General features: G+C 71.2%; 17 protein-coding genes. 6 read left to right on the top strand and 11 right to left on the bottom strand.

The genetic code is table 11. The features are described 5' to 3' along the window. The first annotated feature begins 4 nt into the window (after nucleotides 1-4). A complete protein-coding gene (efeB, locus tag EST92_RS13255) occupies nucleotides 5-1,255 on the top strand; it encodes an iron uptake transporter deferrochelatase/peroxidase subunit (RefSeq protein ID WP_129281133.1) in 1,251 nt (416 codons plus the stop codon). 170 nt (nucleotides 1,256-1,425) lie between these two features. Continuing rightward, complete coding sequence (locus EST92_RS13250; RefSeq protein ID WP_129281132.1) at nucleotides 1,426-3,267, top strand: alkaline phosphatase family protein; 1,842 nt, start codon at nucleotides 1,426-1,428, stop codon at nucleotides 3,265-3,267. Nucleotides 3,268-3,431: 164 nt separating this feature from the next. Here EST92_RS13250 and EST92_RS13245 read toward each other — a convergent pair whose 3' ends face one another. Next, nucleotides 3,432-3,836, bottom strand: coding sequence for a VOC family protein (locus EST92_RS13245; RefSeq protein WP_093481722.1), 405 nt, complete (start codon nucleotides 3,834-3,836; stop codon nucleotides 3,432-3,434). 559 nt (nucleotides 3,837-4,395) lie between these two features. Between EST92_RS13245 and EST92_RS13240 the strand changes: the two genes are divergently transcribed. The 3 genes from EST92_RS13240 to EST92_RS13230 all read left to right on the top strand — a co-directional run bounded on the left by EST92_RS13240 (nucleotide 4,396) and on the right by EST92_RS13230 (nucleotide 6,752). Further along, nucleotides 4,396-5,292: a universal stress protein gene (locus EST92_RS13240; protein ID WP_129281131.1), complete on the top strand. Its 897-nt coding sequence runs from the start codon at nucleotides 4,396-4,398 to the stop codon at nucleotides 5,290-5,292. Nucleotides 5,293-5,618: 326 nt separating this feature from the next. Further along, on the top strand, nucleotides 5,619-6,242 hold the full coding sequence (locus EST92_RS13235) for a CBS domain-containing protein (protein WP_129281130.1): 624 nt from the start codon (nucleotides 5,619-5,621) through the stop codon (nucleotides 6,240-6,242). Nucleotides 6,243-6,320: 78 nt separating this feature from the next. Further along, the gene (locus EST92_RS13230) at nucleotides 6,321-6,752 is read left to right on the top strand and encodes an SRPBCC family protein (protein WP_129281129.1); all 432 of its coding nucleotides are present in this window, start codon (nucleotides 6,321-6,323) and stop codon (nucleotides 6,750-6,752) included. Nucleotides 6,753-6,848: 96 nt separating this feature from the next. Here the strand turns inward: EST92_RS13230 and EST92_RS13225 are convergent, their stop codons facing one another. From EST92_RS13225 to EST92_RS13215, 3 genes are all read right to left on the bottom strand, one after another. Continuing rightward, on the bottom strand, nucleotides 6,849-8,108 hold the full coding sequence (locus EST92_RS13225; RefSeq protein WP_129281128.1) for a SpoIIE family protein phosphatase: 1,260 nt from the start codon (nucleotides 8,106-8,108) through the stop codon (nucleotides 6,849-6,851). Nucleotides 8,109-8,397: 289 nt separating this feature from the next. Beyond that, on the bottom strand, nucleotides 8,398-8,868 hold the full coding sequence (locus tag EST92_RS13220) for a RidA family protein (RefSeq protein ID WP_129246222.1): 471 nt from the start codon (nucleotides 8,866-8,868) through the stop codon (nucleotides 8,398-8,400). Nucleotides 8,869-8,880: 12 nt separating this feature from the next. Continuing rightward, nucleotides 8,881-10,140 (bottom strand): multidrug effflux MFS transporter, encoded by a 1,260-nt coding sequence (locus EST92_RS13215; protein ID WP_129281127.1) that lies wholly within the window; start codon nucleotides 10,138-10,140, stop codon nucleotides 8,881-8,883. 228 nt (nucleotides 10,141-10,368) lie between these two features. On the opposite strand from EST92_RS13215, the gene EST92_RS13210 reads away from it, so the two are divergent. Further along, the gene (locus tag EST92_RS13210) at nucleotides 10,369-11,163 is read left to right on the top strand and encodes a PhzF family phenazine biosynthesis protein (protein WP_129281126.1); all 795 of its coding nucleotides are present in this window, start codon (nucleotides 10,369-10,371) and stop codon (nucleotides 11,161-11,163) included. Nucleotides 11,164-11,243: 80 nt separating this feature from the next. On the opposite strand, the gene EST92_RS13205 is transcribed toward EST92_RS13210, so the two are convergent. The 7 genes from EST92_RS13205 to EST92_RS13175 all read right to left on the bottom strand — a co-directional run bounded on the left by EST92_RS13205 (nucleotide 11,244) and on the right by EST92_RS13175 (nucleotide 18,681). Then, entirely contained in the window at nucleotides 11,244-12,260 is a 1,017-nt protein-coding gene (locus EST92_RS13205; RefSeq protein WP_129281147.1) for a zinc-binding dehydrogenase, read from the bottom strand. A gap of 119 nt (nucleotides 12,261-12,379) precedes the next feature. Further along, complete coding sequence (locus EST92_RS13200; protein WP_129281125.1) at nucleotides 12,380-13,483, bottom strand: prephenate dehydrogenase; 1,104 nt, start codon at nucleotides 13,481-13,483, stop codon at nucleotides 12,380-12,382. Nucleotides 13,484-13,486: 3 nt separating this feature from the next. Then, a complete protein-coding gene (locus EST92_RS13195; protein ID WP_129281124.1) occupies nucleotides 13,487-14,800 on the bottom strand; it encodes a PLP-dependent aminotransferase family protein in 1,314 nt (437 codons plus the stop codon). Beyond that, complete coding sequence (locus tag EST92_RS13190) at nucleotides 14,800-15,711, bottom strand: phytanoyl-CoA dioxygenase family protein (RefSeq protein WP_129281123.1); 912 nt, start codon at nucleotides 15,709-15,711, stop codon at nucleotides 14,800-14,802. Before EST92_RS13190 ends, EST92_RS13195 begins: the two co-directional genes overlap by 1 nt. Before the next feature lie 3 nt (nucleotides 15,712-15,714). Then, complete coding sequence (locus EST92_RS13185; protein ID WP_129281122.1) at nucleotides 15,715-16,857, bottom strand: alpha-hydroxy acid oxidase; 1,143 nt, start codon at nucleotides 16,855-16,857, stop codon at nucleotides 15,715-15,717. Continuing rightward, a complete protein-coding gene (hppD, locus tag EST92_RS13180; RefSeq protein ID WP_129281121.1) occupies nucleotides 16,854-17,933 on the bottom strand; it encodes a 4-hydroxyphenylpyruvate dioxygenase in 1,080 nt (359 codons plus the stop codon). Before hppD ends, EST92_RS13185 begins: the two co-directional genes overlap by 4 nt. Nucleotides 17,934-18,123: 190 nt before the next feature. Further along, complete coding sequence (locus EST92_RS13175; protein WP_129281120.1) at nucleotides 18,124-18,681, bottom strand: response regulator transcription factor; 558 nt, start codon at nucleotides 18,679-18,681, stop codon at nucleotides 18,124-18,126. Nucleotides 18,682-19,442 lie beyond the last annotated feature (761 nt).

The raw sequence follows: 19,442 nt of genomic DNA, 5'->3' as shown, positions 1-19,442 counted from the left end.
GGGCATGAACGGTGTCGGGCGACGGGGATTCCTGCGGGGTGCGGCACTGGCCGGGGCCGGTCTCGCGACCGGCGGTGCCGCGCCCGGCGACGGCCTGCCGGCGGCCGGCGCGACGGTGCCGGTGCCGGGCCCGGGGCTGCTGGCGGAAGCCGCGCTCCCGGTTCCGTTCCACGGCGCCCGTCAGGCCTCGGTGCTCGCGCCGCCCCGCCGGGTCACCGCGTTCACCGCGTTCGACGTGACCGCCGGGGGCCGCCGCGAACTGGCTGATCTGCTGCGCACCGTCACGGCCCGGGCCCGCTTCCTGACCGGCGGCGGAGTGCCGGCACCCGTCGGCATCACCGGCCCGCCCGCCGACTCGGGCCTCCTGGGGCCGGAGGTCCCCGCCGGTGCGCTGTCGGTGACGGTCGGCGTGGGCGCGGCCCTCTTCGACGAACGGTTCGGGCTGCACGGCCGCGCGCCGCGTCGCCTGACCACGATGCCCACCTTCCCCGACGACGACCTCCGGGCCGAGTGGTGCCACGGTGACCTGAGCATCCAGCTGTGCGCGGACGATACGGACACCGTCCTGCACGCCCTGCGCGACCTCGCCCGGCACACCCGCGGTGGCATGCAGGTGCGCTGGCGGCTGGACGGCTTCACCAGCCCGCCCCGGCCGTCCGGGACGCCCCGCAACCTCTTCGGGTTCAAGGACGGTACGGCCAACCCGGACGCCCGCTCCGCCCGCGAGATGGACCGTCTGGTGTGGGTACGGCGGGGAGCGGGCGAGCCGGACTGGGCGGTCGGCGGCAGCTACCAAGTGGTGCGTCTGATCCGCATGCTGGTGGAGTTCTGGGACCGGGTGTCGCTGACCGAGCAGGAGCGGATGTTCGGCCGGGCCCGGGAGACCGGGGCACCCCTCGACGGCGACGCCGAACAGGACACGCCGCACTATCCCGGCGACCCCAAAGGCGATGTGATCCCCCTGGACAGCCATATCCGGCTGGCCAATCCACGGACCGCGGCCACCGGCGACCAGCGCCTCCTGCGCCGTGCCTACAACTACGACAACGGAACGGACAGCAACGGCAACCTGGACATGGGCCTGCTGTTCTGCTGCTACCAGCAAGACCTTGCCCGCCAGTTCGAGACCGTGCAACGCAGGCTGGCCGGCGAGCCGCTGACGGACTACATCAAGCCCTTCGGCGGCGGATACTTCTTCGCGCTGCCCGGCGTCCGTGACGAAGCGGACTGGTACGGCCGGGCCCTGCTGGCATGACCGGCGGCCGCTTCGGAAGCCGAAGGGTCAACACGCGGTCAAGGTTTGGCCTGGGATACCTGACCCAGTGTTCACTCTCAGGCCATCATGGCTCTGCCGCACCGCCGCCGGACCGGCACAACATCCGGCCGTACGGCACCGATACGTCCCTGCCCGGAGGGTGAACCAGCATGGCCAGTAGGGGAAGACGAGCAACGATACGGAGTCTGGGGGCCCTCACGGGTGCCGCGGCCCTCGCGGCCCTGGGTGCCGGCGGGCCCGCATGGGCGGCGGCCGGCGCGCCCGACTCCTCCCGTACGGCCACGCCCGTCAAGCACGTGGTCGTGCTCTTCGACGAGAACATCTCGTTCGACCACTACTTCGCGACGTACCCGAAGGCCGCCAATACCGACGGCACCAGGTTCACCGCCTCACCGCGCACTCCCCGGGACATCGACAACCTGCGCACCGCAGGGCTGCTCAAGCACAACCCCAACCAGTACGCGCCCAAGCGGCTCACCCCCGCGCAGGCCCTGACCTGCGACCAGAACCACGACTACGGTCCCGAGCAGTACGCGTACAACGGCGGCAAGGCCGACAAGTTCGTCGAGAACACCGACTCCGGCAAGTGCTCCGGCGGGCTCTACGGCGAGCCCGGACTGGTGATGGACTACTACGACGGCAACACCGTCACCGGGCTGTGGAACTACGCCCAGCACTACTCCCTCAACGACCGCTCCTTCAGCTCGGTCTACGGCCCCTCCTCGCCGGGCGCGATCAACCTGATCTCCGGGCAGACGCACGGCGTCGTCTCCATGGACCCGGCCTCCGGCACGGAGGACCCCCAGCAGACCGACAAGCCCGATCCGCACACCGTGCAGTCGCCGGACGCCAAGGGCGTCGGCACCATGGTCAAGGACCCGGATCCGGCCTACGACGACTGCTCCAACAAGGACCACACCGGCAAGGACGCGCTCGCCGCGATGCAGGGGCGCAACATCGGTGACCTGCTCAACTCCCGTCATGTCAGCTGGGGATGGTTCCAGGGCGGCTTCCGGCCCAGCACCGCGTGGGACGGCCAGGCGGGGCACTACGCCAAGTGCGGCGGGACCACCCACGCCAACGTCGGGGGAGCGGCGGCCGTCGACTACAGCCCGCACCACTCGCCGTTCGAGTACTACAAGTCGACCTCCAACCCGCACCACCTGCCGCCGAAGAGCGTCAACGAGGTCGGCCACGACGGACCGGCCAACCACAACTACGACCTGAGCGACTTCGACGCCGTGCTCAAGGCGGGCAAGCTGCCGGCCGTCAGCTTCCTCAAGGCCCCCGCGTACCAGGACGCGCACGCCGCCTACTCCGACCCGATCGACGAACAGCACTTCCTGGTCCAGCAGATCAACCGCATCCAGCAGTCGCCGCAGTGGAAGGACACCGCCGTCGTCATCGCCTATGACGACTCCGACGGCTGGTACGACCACGCCTTCGTCAAGCCGCGCAACGGCTCCAAGGACACCAGCACCGGCTCCAACGGCAAGGCCACCGACAGCCCGGCCTGCCAGGCGGGCCCCGCGGCCGCCGGCGGTTACCAGGACCGCTGCGGTCCCGGCACCCGGCAGCCGCTGCTGGTGATCTCGCCGTACAGCAAGGTCAACAAGATCGACCACACCCGGACCGAGCAGACCTCGATCATCAAGTTCATCGAGCACAACTGGCACACCGGGCAGATCGGCGATGCGTCCTTCGACGCCCGGGCGGGCTCGCTGAACGGCATGTTCGACTTCCGGCACCCCAACAACAAGCAGGTGCTCCTCAACGCCGACGGCTCGGTCCAATCGGTCGGCCCGCTGCGGCCCGTCGCACCGGTCGCCACGACCATCGACCCGGGCCCCTCGATGCAGAACACCGCCGCGGCCGGTGACTCCGCCGGCTCCGCCGTCCTCCCGGTCGCCATCGGCGCGGCGGTGGTGGCGGGTGGCGTCACCGGCACGCTCCTGCTGCTGCGCCGCCGCAAGGAGCACGGCGCCGTCTGAGTCGTCTGACTCTCCTGAGTCGTCCGGGTCTTCTGACCGTACGGCCCGGAGAGCGACACACGGCCCGGCGGATCATCCGAAACGGTGATCCGCCGGGCCGGTGCTGTTGCTGTTGCCGTCGCCTTTGCCGTTGCGGAGACGTGTTCCTCCCGCCGCCCGCTCGTTCAGTTCGCCTGCCCCAGCGCGTGCCCCTCGCTCGCGGCGAGGACGAAGGGGTGGCCGGCGGGATCCGCATAGCGGCGGGCGTCGTAGGGACCGTGGTTCTCGCGCGTCTCCAGTGGCCGCGCGCCGAGCGCGACGGCTTCGCGCTCGGCCTCGTCCATGTTGTCCTCAGGGACGAGGAAGTGCAGATGAGCCTGTTGTGAGTCGTCGGGGCGGGGCCAACTGGCCGGCGCCGCGCCCGGGTCCCGCCGAATCGCGAGGTGGATCCTGCCGCCCTCCACGACTTCGATGTAGTCCGGGCTGCTCCCGATCCGCGCTTCTCCGCCGAGGAATTGTGCATAGAAGTCCGCCAGTGGCGCGGGCTCCGTGCAGTCCAGTACCAGGATGCCGGTCTTGGCGATGGCCATGCGGTTCCCCTCCTGCCGACGGGCCCCCGCCCGCCTCTCCGGGCCGGATACCCCGTGGTGGCGCCGGCAGTCGCGTACGGCGAAGGCGCCCGCGGCTCCGCACACCGGGAAGGCGCTCGCCCCTCCGCCGTGCGCGTACCGGACGGGCCACCGCCCGGGCCACTCCGGTGTGGCCGACGGAGCCGGCCCGCGACCGTGTGGCCTGGCACGCCCCTGCACGAGCAGCCACGATGGAGACAGGGGCCGGACGTCGTACCTCGGGAGGCGCCATGAGGTCAAGGGCCATATGGCAGACCGTCGACGGGCCGTTCGGTCTCCTTGCAGCGCCCATCGACTCCTTGGTGCCGACCGGGGCATCCAGCAGGCTCGGTAGGTGGGGTGGGCGCGTCGCCCGGCCCCGCGGGCACACGCCGAGGAGGAGCACCGATGGGCAACCCACTGCCCCGACGCACCCGTACGCCGCCCTTCCGTGGGACATGCAGCCACCTCCCACGGGACCGCCGCGGGCGCCCGGACGAGCCGGTGCGGTCGGACCTCGGAGCGCGAAAGAAGGACAGCCATGGAGCCGGAAATCATCACCGTCGGGCTCGACGGCTCGCCGGAGAGCGTGGCGGCCGCGCACTGGGCGGCTGACGAGGCGGACCGGCGGCAGTCGGTCCTGCGGCTGCTCCATGCCTGGATACTGCTGGCCGCCGAGGCGCCGGACACCCCCGCGGACCGCGACCAGAACGCCGGCGCCCGGCAGATCGTGCGCCGGGCCCGGGACGAGGTACGTGCCCGCCACCCGGGGCTGCAGATCATCGAGGATCTGGTGGGGTCCGAGGCCGAGGCGGCGCTGCTGCGGGCGGCCGCCGAGTCGCAGATGCTCGTGCTCGGCTCGCGGGCCCTCGGGGTCTGGGAGAGCTATGTGCTCGGTGATGTCAGTCTGGACGTGGTGGGCCGGGCGAAGGGGCCGGTCATCCTCGTCCGGGCCGGTGACCGGGCGAAACCGCCAGGTCATGCACGCGCGGACGGCGCCACGGCGGCTCCCGACGCACGGGTGGTCGTCGGCCTCGGCCTCCGCGGGCCCTGCGAGCGGCTGCTCGCCTTCGCCTTCGACGCCGCGGCCAGCCGTGGCCTTCCACTGCAGGCCGTACACGGGCGCCCGCTGCCCGTGCATGCCTACACCCCCTGGGGCATCGACCCCGATGCCGAGAAGGAACTCACCAAAGAGGCGGACCTCGAACTGCGGGACGCCATCCGTCCGTGGTGTGAGCGGTTTCCCGAGGTGCTGGTCCAGCAGACCGTCCTCCCGGAGAGCCCGACCCGGGCCCTGGTCCAAACGGTCTTCGGGGCCGCACTCCTGGCCGTCGGCCGCCGGCTGCACCGCCCGCTCCTCGCACCGCGCGTCGGACCGGTGGCGCACGCCGCCATCCACCACGTGGCCTGCCCGGTCGCCGTGGTCCCCCATGACTGAGCGCGGCGAGCACGGCACCGGAGCGCGGGCCCGCGGCTCCCGACGCCGGAGGGGACACACGCGGGACGGAACGGGGTTCCGCCCTCACGGTCCGTGCCTCGCGCGCTGCACACCGTGCCGTTGCCCGGCCGCCGGGGTCGGCTGACACGGCCCTGCGATCACCCCGGGGCCCGGGACGGTTCCCCTCCCCGGCCCCTGATCACCCGTTCATGTTGCATCGGTGCACGGCAGGCCCGCCCCTCGCGAGGCAGGCTTGTCAGTACCGGATGACCCGCTCGAGGCGCCACCAGAGGCGGCCCGGGCAGACCCGGAGGGACTGGCCGAAGATGAGGCACCGCTGTGTGGCAGACCTGATGACTCCCCATGCCGTCGTCGTCCAACGGGGCACGACCTTCAAGGAGATCGCCCGTCTGCTCGACGAGTACGAGATCACCGCTGTCCCCGTCGTCGACGAGGACGAGCAGGTGGTGGGGGTGGTATCCGAGGCCGACCTGCTGCGCCGGCAGATCGCGAAGCTCGGGTCGACCACCGCCGAAGCGATCATGACGAGCCCCGCCGTGGTGGCCCGGCCCGGCTGGAGCGTCGTGGAGGCGGCCAAGCTGATGGAGCAGAAGAAGGTCAAGCGGCTGCCCGTGATCGATGACGCCGGCCGGCTGATCGGCGTGATCAGCCGCAGCGACCTCGTGCGGCTGTTCCTGCGCCGCGACCGCGCCATCCAGGAGGAGGTGCTGGAGGAGGTGCTCACGCGCACGCTCGGTGTGCCGCCGTCCACGGTCACGGTCGATGTCTCCAACGGTACGGTGACCCTCACCGGCACCCTGGAGCGCACCAGCCTGGTCCCCATCGCCGTGCGGATGTGCGAAAGCGTGGACGGGGTGGTCGAGGTGATCGACCGGCTCACCGCCGAACGGGACGACATCCCGCTGACGCGGCAGAAGACGTCGGAGTAGGGCCTGCGCCGGGTCGCTTCCGGCCCCCGCCCGGAGCACCCTGGAGTGGTAGCCGTGAACCGAGCTGAGAGGTGCGCGATGAGCACTCTCGAAGAACACATCGACATCAGCGTCCCCCTCGAAACGGCCTGGGACTGCCTCCACCGCGCGGAGACCTATCCGCGGTGCGTCGACGGTGTGCGCGAGGCCCGGTCGCAGGGGACGGACCGGACGCATCTGGACCTCGACGCGGGTGGCCGGGCGACGGAGTGCGACGTCCAGATCACCGACCACCGCACGGAAAAGGTCATGAGGTGGCAGACCACCAGCGGACCCGACCTGGCGGGCACCTTCTCGCTGCTGCCCATCGACCAGGAGCACACCCGGCTCCAGGCCCGATTCGAGTACGACCCGGGCACGGTGAAGGAGGCGTTCGGCGGACCACAGGGGTTCGCCCAGGCGGCCGCGATCGAACGGGGCCTGCGGACCGACCTCCAGCAGCTGAAGCAACTGGTGGAACAGGGGCGGTAACGTCCGGCGCCTCAGGCGGTGGCCGCCTGGCGTGGCGTCAACTGCCGTACATATACGTGTAGTTCACCGACCCCGGCCGTTCGCCGGTGGGCGGAACTACAGCCGGACGACGACCAGAGCGATGTCGTCGGTGGCGCCCGCGCTGACGCCGAGGCGGGCCAGCAGCGCGTCGGCGAGGCGTTCCGGGCTGAACCTGCTGACCGGGGCGAGGGCGTCGGTCAGGCGGGCCAGGCTGACGTCGATGTCCTCGTCGCGGCGTTCGATCAGCCCGTCGGTGTAGAGGACGAGGGTGTCCCCGGGCGTGTACGGCACATGGGCCTGGAGGCGGGGCACCTGTTCGCGGTGGGCGCCCAGCGGCGGGTCGGTGGCCTGGTCCAGGAGTTCGTGGCTGCCGTCGGGGTGCAGCAGGACGGGCGGGGGGTGACCGGCGCTGCTGTAGGTGAGATGGCGGCCGGCGGTGTCGATCAGCGCCTGGACGACGGTGGTGGCCAGGGCCTTCTCGACGGACCGGGCGTACAGCCCCAGCACTTTCAGGGCCTGGGCGGGGCCGTTGACCGCCCGGGCGGCGGCGCTGAGGGCGCTGCGGAGCATGCCCATGACGGCGGCGGCCTCCAGCCCGTGACCGACGACATCGCCGACCGCGACGGCGAATCCGTCGCCGGGGAGGTCGACGATGTCGTACCAGTCACCGCAGATGTTCAGCGAGCCGATGGCGGGGAGGTAGCGCACGGCGACATCGTGGTGCCGGGCGAGGTCCGGGGAGTGGAGCATCGCCTCCTGGAGGGTGAGGGCCACCTGGCGTTCGCGGGCGTGGGCGCGCCGCAGCTCCTCGTTGAGGTGTTGCAGCGCCCGTGCCCGGACGTACAACTCGGCCTCCATCGCCTCCTCGCGCTCGCTCAGCCGCCCGCCGGGCAGCCGGCGCGAACGGCGGGAGAGGACGAACGCGGTCACGTCCTCCACACGGTGGATGATCCACGCCACCCTGCCGTCCGCTCCGGGGACCGGGGTGTTGATCGTGGACCACCAGCGCTCCTCGAAGTCCCCGGGCCGGTCGGCAAGGGGGATGTCGTACCGCTGGACCGCCATCGTGTCCTGCTCCCCGGTGGCCAGTACGCGGCGCAGCGAGGAATACAGGTTCTGCACCCCCTCGGCATCGGGGTCCGCGGGGTTGTCCGGAAAGGCGTCGAACACGAACTGCCCCACCAGATCGTCCCGGGTCCGGTTCGTCGCCTGGAGGTAGGCCGCATTGACGTCCACGATCACCAGATCAGGATCGAGGACCAGGCAGGCGCTGGGGGTCGCGGCGAACAGCGCCGCATGGTCGAGCTCCGGTCTCCGCACGCGCTCCTGCCCCATCTCCGCCCGCTCACGGCCCCCACCTGTCCAATCTAGGAGAGGCCCGGCGCCTGCGCCCGCCAGGACATCGCCGCTCCACCGCAGGCCCGGAGCGCCGCCTTGCCGCCCCGCCGCTCCCGGGGCGGCACACGGCACGGCAACGGTCGGGGAGCCGCTCCGACCGGCTCCGCCCGCACCGCTCACCCGAACGGCGGGCAGGGCCGGCCGGGCGGCTCAGGTGCCGGCGCGTCCCGGCGGGGTATGCGGCCCGTATCGGACCACGAACCCGGTCGGGGCGTCGCAGGGCCGGTCAGGGGGCGATGCGTACCACGGCCTCGATCTCGACCGCGATGCCGAACGGCAGGCTCATCATGCCGACGGCCGAACGGGCATGAGAGCCGCACTCGGGCCCGAAGACCTCGGTGAGCAGATCCGAGGCGCCTTCCGCGACCACATGCTGCTCCTGGAAATCGGGCGCGGACTGCACCATGACCAGAAGCTTGACGAACTCCTGGATGCGGTCGAGGTCACCGAGTTCGGCCTGGAGGGCGGAGAGGATGTTCATCGTGACGAGACGGGCGGCTTCCTTGCCGTCGTCCACCGTGAAGTCCGCGCCCAGCCGCCCCCGGTACTTCACCGAACCGTCGGGGTTGAGCGGACCGTGGCCGGAGACGAAGACCAGCTCGCCGACCGTCTTTGCCGGCACGTAATTCGCCAGCTTCGGCAGCAGCGGAGGCAACGTCAGCCCGAGTTCTTCCAGCCGGCGAGAGACCTGTCCCATCGGTGTTTCTCCTCAGTCTTCGTTCGGGATCGTGGAGGTCACGGGCGCGGCAGCGGCGTCCTGGACCGCGCCGGACCCGGTGGTGGGGCGGGCGGCGAAGGCCCGCAGGGAGTGGAAGGCGATCAGGCCCGTGAAGGCGAAGACCGCCACCAGAATCGAGAAGGACCGGACATCCGGCGGAATCCGGCTCACGACGAGTGACGAGAAGCTTCCGCCGGCCATCTGCACCGCCCCCAGCAGACCGGAGGCCGCGCCCGCCATGGTGGTGAACGAGGTCACCCCGCCCGCCACGGACATCGGGAACAGGAAGCCGTTGCCGATGGTCACCGCCGTCATCAGGACCAGCAGCGGCCACGGCGTCTGCGGATCGGTCAGCCCCAGCGCCAGCAGCACCAACGCACCGCCCGAGAAGATCACATGGCCCCGGACGAGCAGCCGCTCGATCGAGTGCCGCGCGACCAGCCGGCGCGACAGCAGATTGCCCGCGATGTAGGCGGCGGCGATGCTGATGTAGCAGTAGCCGTTGATCTCTGTGCTCATGCCCAGGCGTTGGAAGATCACCGGGGAGGCGACGAGGTAGCCGGTGTACACCGCGTACCCCATGCCCAGGTTCAGGCCGAAGCCCCAGAACTTGGCGCTCGCCAGCAGATGCCGGTAGTTCCCCACCGTCGTTCGCAGCCGCCGCGCCCGGCGCTCCGGCGGCAGCGACTCCGGCACCCTGAGGACGACGGCGACCACGGTGACCAGCGCGATCAGCGCCGTCAGGAAGAAGGGGGAGCGCCACGACAGAAGGGTGGTCAGATAGCCGCCCATCAGCGGGGAAATGGCCGGAGAGGCGCCGACCACCGGCATGATCGTGGTGAAGACGCGGGCCGCGGTCTGCTGGCCGTACAGATCGCCGACGATGGCACGGGCCAGGACGAGTCCCGCGCCCGCGCCGAGCGCCTGGAGCAGCCGCGCCGCGGCGAAGACGGCGATGTTCGGAGACAGCGCGCAGGCCAGCGAGGCCACCGCATAGAGGGAGAAGCCGCCGATGACCAGGCGCCGTCTGCCGAGCGCGTCGGACCAGGGCCCGTACAGCAGTTGGGCCACGAGCAGTCCCACGAGGTAGGGGCTGAACGTCGCCTGCACCGCCGAGACGGACGTGCCCAGGGCGTGGGCGGTCTGCGCCAGCCCCGGAAGGTTGATGTCCGAGGACATCAGGCCGCCCACACTCAGCGAGATGAGCACCGCGAGGAGCAACGGCGGGACCTTGGCCTCAGTGCTGTCCATGCCTGCCCTTCCGGACGCCGGTGCGCCCTGGGCCCACCGCCTGGACGAGGCGGGGCCGGTTGCTGTCCCGTACAACGATCTGTGCGGAATCCTAATGATCGCGAGGTCGGCGGACACCCTCCTCTCGGACCGTTGCCCCTGCCCCGTTGGGCTCCGGGAGGTGGTCCGAAGAGCGCCAACCGGTACCCGTTTCCCTGGGGACGGCCCGCCGACAGTAGCGTCGGAGGTATGCGTGCCTTCATCGTCGATGCCTTCACCGACCGGCCGTTCGCCGGGAATCCCGCCGGCGTCTGTCTGCTGGACGAGCCGGCCGACGCCGCCTGGATGCAACGGGTCGCCGCCGAACTCAACCTGTCGGAGACGGCCTTTGTCCACCCCGCCGGGGAAAACACCTACGGACTGCGGTGGTTCACCCCGACCGTGGAGGTCGACCTGTGCGGCCACGCCACGCTGGCCACCGCCCACATCCTCTACGGGATACGACCCACTGCCCCTGACACGGATCTGCACTTCGAGACCCTGAGCGGAGTGCTGACCGCCCGCCGGCACCACCAGGGCGCCCTCACCCTGGACTTCCCCGCGGATCCGCCGACCGCCGTCTCCGTGCCGTCCCGGCTCGCCGAGGTTCTCGGGGCCGAGACCGTGTGGACGGGCCGGGCCCGGCACGATCTGCTCGTGGAGCTGCCGACGGCGGACGCGGTGCGGGAACTGGCCCCGGACATCGCCGCGCTGGCCGGGTTCAGCGGACGGGCGGTGATCGTGACCGCCGGTGCTCCGGAGGGCGACGACCACGACTTCGTCTCCCGGGTCTTCGCCCCCGCCGCCGGCATCCCCGAGGACCCGGTCACCGGCGCCGCCCACTGCGTCCTCGCACCGCACTGGGCCGGCCGGCTGGGGCGTACCGCGCTGACCGGTGTGCAACTGTCCGCGCGCGGCGGGCGGGTGGGCGTCGAGCTGGGCGACGACCGGGTCACGCTGCTGGGCCAGGCGGTGACCGTGTTCGAGGGAGAACTCGCGTCCTGAGGCGTACGCGGCCCACACGCTCGTGAGCCCCGCTTCCCGGTACGACCGCCGGGAAGCGGGGCTCACGAACGTATGGGCACTCAGGGACGAATGAGCACCTTCAGGGCCTCGCGTGCGGCCATGGCCTTGTAGCCGTCCGGAACACCGTCCAGCCCGATGGTGCGGTCGAAGATCGCGGCGGCATCGAGCCGCCCGGACAGCACATCGGGCAGCAGCTCGGGGATATAGGCCCGGGCCGGGGTGACCCCGCCGGAGAGGGTGATGTTGCGGCGGTAGAACCGCCGTACGTCGACGCCCTCGCCGTCCTGGGGCACGCCCACATAGCCGACGGCACCACCGGGACGCGTCATGTCGAGGGCGTCCCGCAGCGCCGCACCCGTTCCGACGCACTCCAGCACCGCGTCCGCGCCATGGCCGCCGGTGAGCTCCTTGACCCGCTCGACGGCGGCCGGGCCGCGCTCCGCCACCACCTCGACGGCGCCGAACCGGCGGGCCAGGTCGGTACGCCGGGGGTGCCGCCCCAGCACGACGATGCGCGACGCGCCCAGCCGGGCGGCGGCCAGCACCGCACACAGCCCGACCGCGCCGTCACCGATCACGGCGACGGTGCTGTCCGGACCCACCCGTGCGCAGCGGGCGGCGTGATGCCCCGTGCACAGCACATCGGCCAGCGCCAGGACCGCCGGTACCCGCGGGTCGTCCGGCTCCATCGGCAGCGGGACGAGCGTGCCGTCCGCCTGCGGCACCCGCACCCGCTCGCCCTGACCGCCGTCCAGTGCCCCGCCCCAGAACCCGCCGTGCAGACACGAGCTGTGCAGCCCGGCACGGCAGAACTCGCAGCTGCCGTCCGACCACTTGAAGGGGGCGAGCACCAGGTCGCCGGGGCGTACGGAGGTGACCTCCGCGCCGGTCTCCTCGACCACTCCGAGGAATTCGTGCCCGAGCCGGATGCCGTCCGGCGTCGGCGCGAGCTTCTGGTAGCGCCAGAGGTCGCTTCCGCAGATCGCGGCATGGGTGACCCGTAACAACGCGTCGGTCGGCCGGTCGAGCCGGGCATCGGGCACCTCCCTCACCTGGACGTCCCCTGCCCCGAACATCACTGCTGCCCGCACAGTCGCACTCCTGGATTCGCTCGCCAAGGCCCTTTCGGCCCGCTGTCGTTCGGATGCCGCGACCGACCACTCGCCGGCCACGGCCACTCACCGGTCCACGGCCACTAGACGTGGACGGTCCACTCGCGGCGGGTGAGATCGGCCGCGAGCCGGCCGGCCGACCCGCCTGCCACGAGGAGTTCCACCAGGCCCGCGTCCTTGTTGGTCGCGTGCTCCAGGCGGATGTCCTCGATGTTCGCCCCCGTCAGCGAAGCGTCGGCCAGCAGCCGGGCCAGCTCATTCGCCCGGTCCCGCAGGACGACCCGAACTGATGAGTATGGTAGGGCAGTTCCGCCGTGTTTGCCGGGGATCCTGGCATGGCCCGTGTTGCCGCGGCGGAGCAGACCGGTCAGTTCCGCCGCCGGGCCGGTCCGCGCCGGACCTGCGGGAGTCGCGGCCAGCGTCCGCAGCGCCCGCAGCACCGCGTCGAGGTCCTCGGCGAGCTCGCCCAGGACCTCCGCCACGGCCTCCGCATTGGTCGCGAGGATGTCCGTCCACAGACCGGCGTCGCCCGCGGCGATCCGGGTGACATCGCGCAGCCCCTGGCCGGCGAGCCGTACCGCGAAGTCCTCGCCGTCGCACAGCCGGGCCGCCATCAGCGTGGCGAGGAGGTGCGGCACATGGGAGACCAGCGCGACGGCGCGGTCATGTGCGTCCGGGTCCAGCACGACGGGCACCGCGCCGCACAGCCTGACCAGCTCCAGTCCACGGCGCAGCACCGCGGAATGGGCCGCCGGGTGCGGCGTGAGCACCCAGGGCCGCCCGTCGAAGAGGTCCACCCGGCCCGCCCGGGGACCCGAGCGCTCCCGTCCCGCCATCGGATGGCCGCCGACGAAGGAGGCCAGATCGCACCCGCGGGCCGCCAACTCGGCCTGGGGACGGCCCTTCACGCCGGCCACATCGGTGTACGCCCGCGCCAGACCGTCCTTCTGGTGCTCCTCCAGCACCTCCGCCACCTTCCCCGGCGGCACCGCGAGCACCGCGAGGTCCACCGGCGCCGGGGGAGCGCCGGCCGTACCGGCCCCCAGCGCGGCGGCGGTGCGGGCCGCGGCGCCGTCCCGGTCGATGAGGTAGGTGGTCACGCCCCGCGCGGTGAGGGCGAGGGCGACGGAGGTGCCGATGAGGCCGGTGCCGACGACCGCGGCGGTGCGCAGCTCTGGCAGTGCCACGGGCTAGCCCTGGCCCATCCGGCGGGTGAGGTGCGAGGCGAGCCGCCGTACCCCGTCCTCGATCTGATCCGGCGTCAAATAGCTGGCCGACAGCCGGATCTGATGCTCGCCCCCGGCCCCCAGATAGAAGGAGCTCATGGGGGTCCAGATCACCCCGTGGTCGCGCGCCGACTCCTCCAGGAGCGCGTTGTCGGCGGCGAAGGGAAGGGTCAGGACGAGGAAGAACCCGCCGTCCGGCACGTTCCAGCGCACCTGCCAGCGGTCCTGGGGCAGATGCCGCGCGAGCGCGCCCAGCAGCGTCTCCATGTTCCCGCGGTAGAAGTCGATGAGGTCCTTGTTGGCGTCCCGCAGCCGGCAGTCATGGGCGACGAGCATGCCGCCGATGACGGCCTGGGCGAGCGCCGGGGTGTTGACCGTGACCATGCTCTTGATCTTCGACAGCTCGTCCGCGAGGAGGGTGCGCCGCCCGTCGTCCCCGGTGACCGGCTGGTCGGCGAGGACATAGCCGACCCGCGCACCCGGGAAGCACGTCTTGGCGAAGGAACCGAAGTAGATCACCCGGTGGCGGGAGTCGAGCGATTTCAGGGTGGGCCGGCGCTCCCCGGTGCGGCTGAAGAACCCGTAGGGGTTGTCCTCCAGCAGCAGCAGATCCTCTTCGGCGGCGAGGTCGAGCAGCTGGTGCCGCTTGGGGGTCGGCATCGATGCCCCGGACGGGTTCGAGAAGTCCGGGATCACATAGAGGGCGCGCGGTCGCTTCCCCCTGGCGCGCACCGCGGCGAGCGTGCTCCGCAGCGCGGCGAGGTCCAGCCCGGCCCCGTCCTCGGGCACGGGCACCGTCTCGGCCCCCAGCAGCCGCGCCGCGCCGGTGATCCCCACATATCCGGGGTCGGTGACCAGCAGCACGTCGTCCGGATCGGCGAGGAGCGCCCTGAGCACCAGGACCATCGCCTCCTGGCAGCCCACGGTGATCACGATGCCCGACGGGTCGGTGTGGATGTCCTCGTCCTGGGCGATCGTCCGGGCGACCAGCTCGTGGATCTGGCCGTTGGTCCGTCCGTACTGGAAGAGCGCGGTGCGGACCTCCTCGGGAGTGCGCCCGAGGTCCTGTTCCAGATAGCGCGTGTAGGTGTCGAGGTAGGTGCTGATCCGGTCCACCTCGAAGAACCCGTCGTACGGACGGCCCGGACCGAACGAGACCGCGTCGGGGTACCGCAGCGTCACCTCGTTGAGGAAGTTCATCACGTCGAGCAGCGGGTCCGAGAGCGACGAGTGGAGATCGGCCGCCCGCAGCCCGGTGTCCGGTCCGGGCCCCCGCATTACGCCTGCTCCTGCCAGAGCACCGGGCAGAACTTCGGGTCCGTGTAGTCGGGGTGGCCGTCGGGCGTCTGCCGGACCAGGACGTCGTTGTTGTAGACGACCCGCTCGCCCGTGGAGATCTCGAACGGCCGGTACTGGTTCGTCCGGTCCTGCAGGTGGAAGGAGATCGCCCGCCGGGGACGGTCGCTGCGGTTGACCCCGCTGCCGTGGTACGTACGGCAGTGGTGGAAGCTGATGTGCCCCTTCGGAATGACGACGGGGATCTTGCGGACCGTCTCGTTGTTGAAGTCGGCGTTCTCCTCCAGCATCTCGTCCAGCTCCGACCGGTCCCGCTCGGCGAAGTGCCGCGTGGTCGCGTCGTTCCCGCCGACCTCCTTCCAGCGGTGGCTGCCGTCGACCATCGTGATGGTGCCCATCTCCTCGTCACAGTCGTGGAAGGGGATGAACGCGGTCAGCATCTCGTCGGAGGTGCAGGTCTGCCAGTAGTGCCGGTCGAAGTGCCAGGGCACGATGGTGCCCTCGTCCTCGGGGCGCGGGGGCTTGTGGATGAGGGTGCTGTTCCACAGCCGTATCTGGCTGGTCCGGGCGATCCGCGCGGCGACCGCGGCGATGACCGGCTTGGACAGGATGCGGCGGACGGTGTCGTCCTCGTAGAAGATGTAGTCGTTGTGCCGGTGCACATCACCGCGGGACGGTTCCCAGTACGCCAGGCGCGGCGGGCGGACCGGAAGGGTCCGGTCGCGGTGACCGCCGTAGAACCGCTCGCTCGCCTCCACCAGGGTGTCGACCTCGTCGTCGGTGAGCAGCTTGCGCGACAGATACCAGCCGTGCTCCTGGTAGAAGGCCACCTCCTCGTCGGAGGGCAGCAGCTTGCGGTCGTCGGGGCTGAGCCGGAATGCGTCAGTGGTCATCGTTCATCCTTCCGCGGGGCCGTGGAATCCGTGCTGCGCTGCCGTGGCCGGCCCGCGGGCCAGCAGCGTCGGGTCGAGGTCCTTGAGGGACGGACAGCCGGACAGCGCCATGGCGTCCTCCAGTTCGTCCCGCAGCGTGCCGAGCACCTGGCGGGCACCCGCCTCTCCGTCGGCGGCCAGGCCCCACAGCACCGGACGGCCGACGAAGACCGCCTGGGCGCCCAGGGCCAGCGCCTTGAGTACGTCGGTCCCGTGCCGGACACCGCCGTCGAGGAACACCGGACAGCGGCCGGCGACCGCCCGCACCACCTCCGGCAGCGCGTCCAAGGTGGCCGTGGCGCCGTCGAGTTGGCGTCCGCCGTGGTTGGACACCACCAGCCCGTCGACCCCGAGTTCGGCGGCGTGCGCTGCGTCCTCGGCGGTGAGCACGCCCTTGAGGACGAGCGGCAGCCGGGTCTGCGACCGCAGCCAGTCGAGGTCCGACCAGTTCAGCGACGGGTCGATGAAGGCGTCGGCATGCCGGGACAGGGCTGAGCTGCCGTCGCGCCGGTCGTGCAGGAATCCGGTGACCGCACCGTCCAGGTTGCGTGCCGCGATGTGCGGGGGCAGGTGGAAGCCGTGCCGCGCCTCGCGCAGCCGCCGGCCGAGCCGGGGGGTGTCCACGGTGAGCACCAGGGCGCGGAACCCGGCGGCCTCCGCACGTCGTACCACCTTCTGCAGGACATCGCGCCGGTGCAGCCAGTAGAGCTGCAGCCACAGCGGCCCGGCGGCCGCCGCGGCGATGTCCTCGAAGGTCCGGCTGGCGAAGATGCTGACCACGGTGGGCGCCGCCAGGCTCCCGGCGGCCCGCACCGTTGCCAACTCACCCTCGTCGCAGGCGAGTGCGTGATACGCCATGGGGGCCACGCCGAGCGGTACCCCGACCGGGTCACCCAGGACCGTGGTCGACAGCTCGCACCGGGCGACATCGACCAGCACCCGGGGCCGGATCCGGACCCGGTCGAACGCGGCACGGTTGGCCGCAACGGTGCTCTCCGTGCCGGCGCCGCCTTCGACGTAGTGCCAGGTCGCCGCGGGCAGTTGCGCCTGAGCGAGCGGGGCGTACTCGTCGACCGTCAGCGGCCGGTCCCTCGTGCCGCCGGTCACCGGGCACCGGCGCCGGCACCGGCCTGGGCCCGCTCGACCGCCTCGTACAGGCCCTTGATGTTGCCGCTGCCGAAGGTCTGCGCCCCGCGCCGCTCGATGAGTTCGAGGAAGAACGTCCCCCGGGCGTGCGGGGAGCGGGTGAAGATCTGGTACAGCAGGCCCCAGTCGTCCCGGTCGGCGAGCACGGACAGCTCCCGCAGGACGTCCAGATCGCCACCGAGGGAACCCACCCGGCCCTCCACCGCGTCGTAATACGTGGCAGGGGTGTGCAGGAACTCGACGCCGTAGGACGAGAGTTTCTTCACCGCGGTGGCAATGTCCGAGGTGCCGAAAGCCAGATGCTGGACACCGGCTCCGCCGTGGGCATCGAGGAATGCGTCGATCTGGCCGGGCTTACGCCGCACATCGGGTTCGAGAAAGGTGAAGGTGATCGCGCCGGACGCGCTGCGCACCACCTTGGATTCCATTGCCTGATCGCCGACCTCGATGAACTCCTCGAATGCCTCGCTGAATCCCAGTCCGTGCTGGTAGAAGGAAATGGTGCGGGTGAGTTCACCGGCCGGAAGGCAGACGGCGAAATGGTCGAGAGTATGCAGCTGTTCGCCGCCCGCCACCTTCCCGGAAGTCTCCAGGGCACGCAGATGGGGGCCGGGCAGCTGCCCCTCGTGTGCGTACTGCACAAAGGAATGCACGACGTCGCCGAACGCCGTGACCGCGGCCGTGGTGACCGTGCCGTCCGGCTGCTCGACGACGGACGGCGCGGCCACCGGCTCGGCACCGTGCCCGACCGCCTGCCGGAACGCGTCCTCGGCGTCCCCGGTCCGCAGCGCGATGTTCGCCACCCCGTCCCCGTGGCGGGCCACGTACCGCGCGACCGGCCCGTCGGAGGTCAGGTCGGAGGTCATGAGGAGACGGATGTCCCCCTGGGCGAGCAGAATCGATCTGCGGTCCGTGAGACCGGTCTCCGGACCGCCCTCGGCGATCGCCTCGAATCCGAAGGCAGTGCGGTAGTAAAAGGCGGCTTGCCGGGCGTCCCCGACAAAGAATTCGACATGGCTGATGCTTAAGTCACTCAACGAAACCCCCGCTGTGTAGGGCGAGACATGGCTCGCCACCCATCGGGTAATGGAGAGCAAGCCCGTACGAAAGAGTGCAGCCAAATTAACTGCCGGCCGGCGTCCGGCAGAACACACCTTCGGAGGCTTGCGCTTCGTCGTTGGTCACCCGGGAATACTCCAATGGTCGCCCGTCGGATACCCCGCTCAACTATCCGAAGATGCCATGTTGGTAGGCGTACAGACCGGCCCGCAGCCGATCGGGCTGGCCAATTTTTCGCATCGCCTGGGTCAGATGCTTCTTCACGGTGGCCTCGGCCAGGAACAGTTCGGAGGCGATCTCCGAGTTGCTCAGCCCGCGGGCGAGCTTGCCCAGTACGGCGCGTTCGCGCTCGGTCAGCCGGGCCTCGGTGGGGGAGGGCCCGTCGATCGCCAGGGTCACGTCCACCGGCTGGACCGTGGGCGCCGGCAGGAACACCGCGCCGCCCAGCGCGACCGTGGTCACGGCCCGGATGATCTGGTCCTCGTCCATCGCGGGATCGATACAGCCGTGTACCCCGCCCGCGAGCACCTGGGAGACCTCCACGCTCGTGGAGGCGGGGTGCAGCAGAATCGCCTTCGCGCCCGGTGCGGCATGCACCGACAGCAGCTTCTGCGCGGCGGCCGCGTCCGAGGCCAGCCCCTCACGCGTCCCGACGAGGATGACATCCGGCGCTTCTTCGCGGAAGGCGTCCGCGGCCTGCTCCGGATCGCCGAAACTGCTGACCACGCGCAACTCCGGCGCCGAAGCCAGTATGGAACGAAGCCCGGCGCGGGTCACCGACTGCTCCGCCACCAGTATCACCCGCACCGCGGGGGGCGCGGACGGCTCCCGGGGAGCGCCCCGACCGGCCTGCCGGCCCCACCCCGCGACGCTCCCGTTCCTCCGGGTCCCCCACTGCTCTAAGTGCGTCTTCTCCAGCACCGCAACCCCCGTTCTTCCAGAGACCTTCTCTAACCCGAGAACATGTTGTTGGTCGGCGAGCAGAGCGGTCAGGCCTACGACCCCCTTGGGACGTCGGCTCTCCCTGCTCACCCAAGAGCACAGCGACGGGCTCGCCGGCGCGCTCGCACGGAGCTGCCCGAGTCCGGCGCGCACCCCGACACCGCGATACGGCGAGGGCCGGGTGCGGCACGCTCAACTCCCCTTTCCCCTGGGCGAGTCGGTGGCTACAGTGTCTCGGCCCGCCTTCCCTCGCCGCCTTCCTCCTCCTGGCGGCGCACCGTCCCCTTCCACCTCAACCCATGGGCCGGCAGCCTTCTTCCGCAACGTACGGGCCCACAGGGCGGTCCATGTGCGTCACCTATGGCGGTCCATGTACGTCACCTTCTTCCGTGCAGGGCCGGAGGCCGGTCAGCGTGCGAGCCCGGGATGACCGGAACGGGTCGACGGACCGAACGGATTCAGTCAGCCTACTGCCCCAATCGATCAACGAGCTGTTGTGAACTCGCCGTGGTACCAACCCCGTTGAGCGCCGCCCGCCCCCGCAC

The organism is Streptomyces sp. TM32 (genome assembly GCF_004122755.1).
Classification (GTDB): domain Bacteria; phylum Actinomycetota; class Actinomycetes; order Streptomycetales; family Streptomycetaceae; genus Streptomyces; species Streptomyces sioyaensis.
The sequence above is the reverse complement of the archived record's forward strand: the minus strand, read 5'-3'. Positions and strand labels throughout refer to the sequence as shown.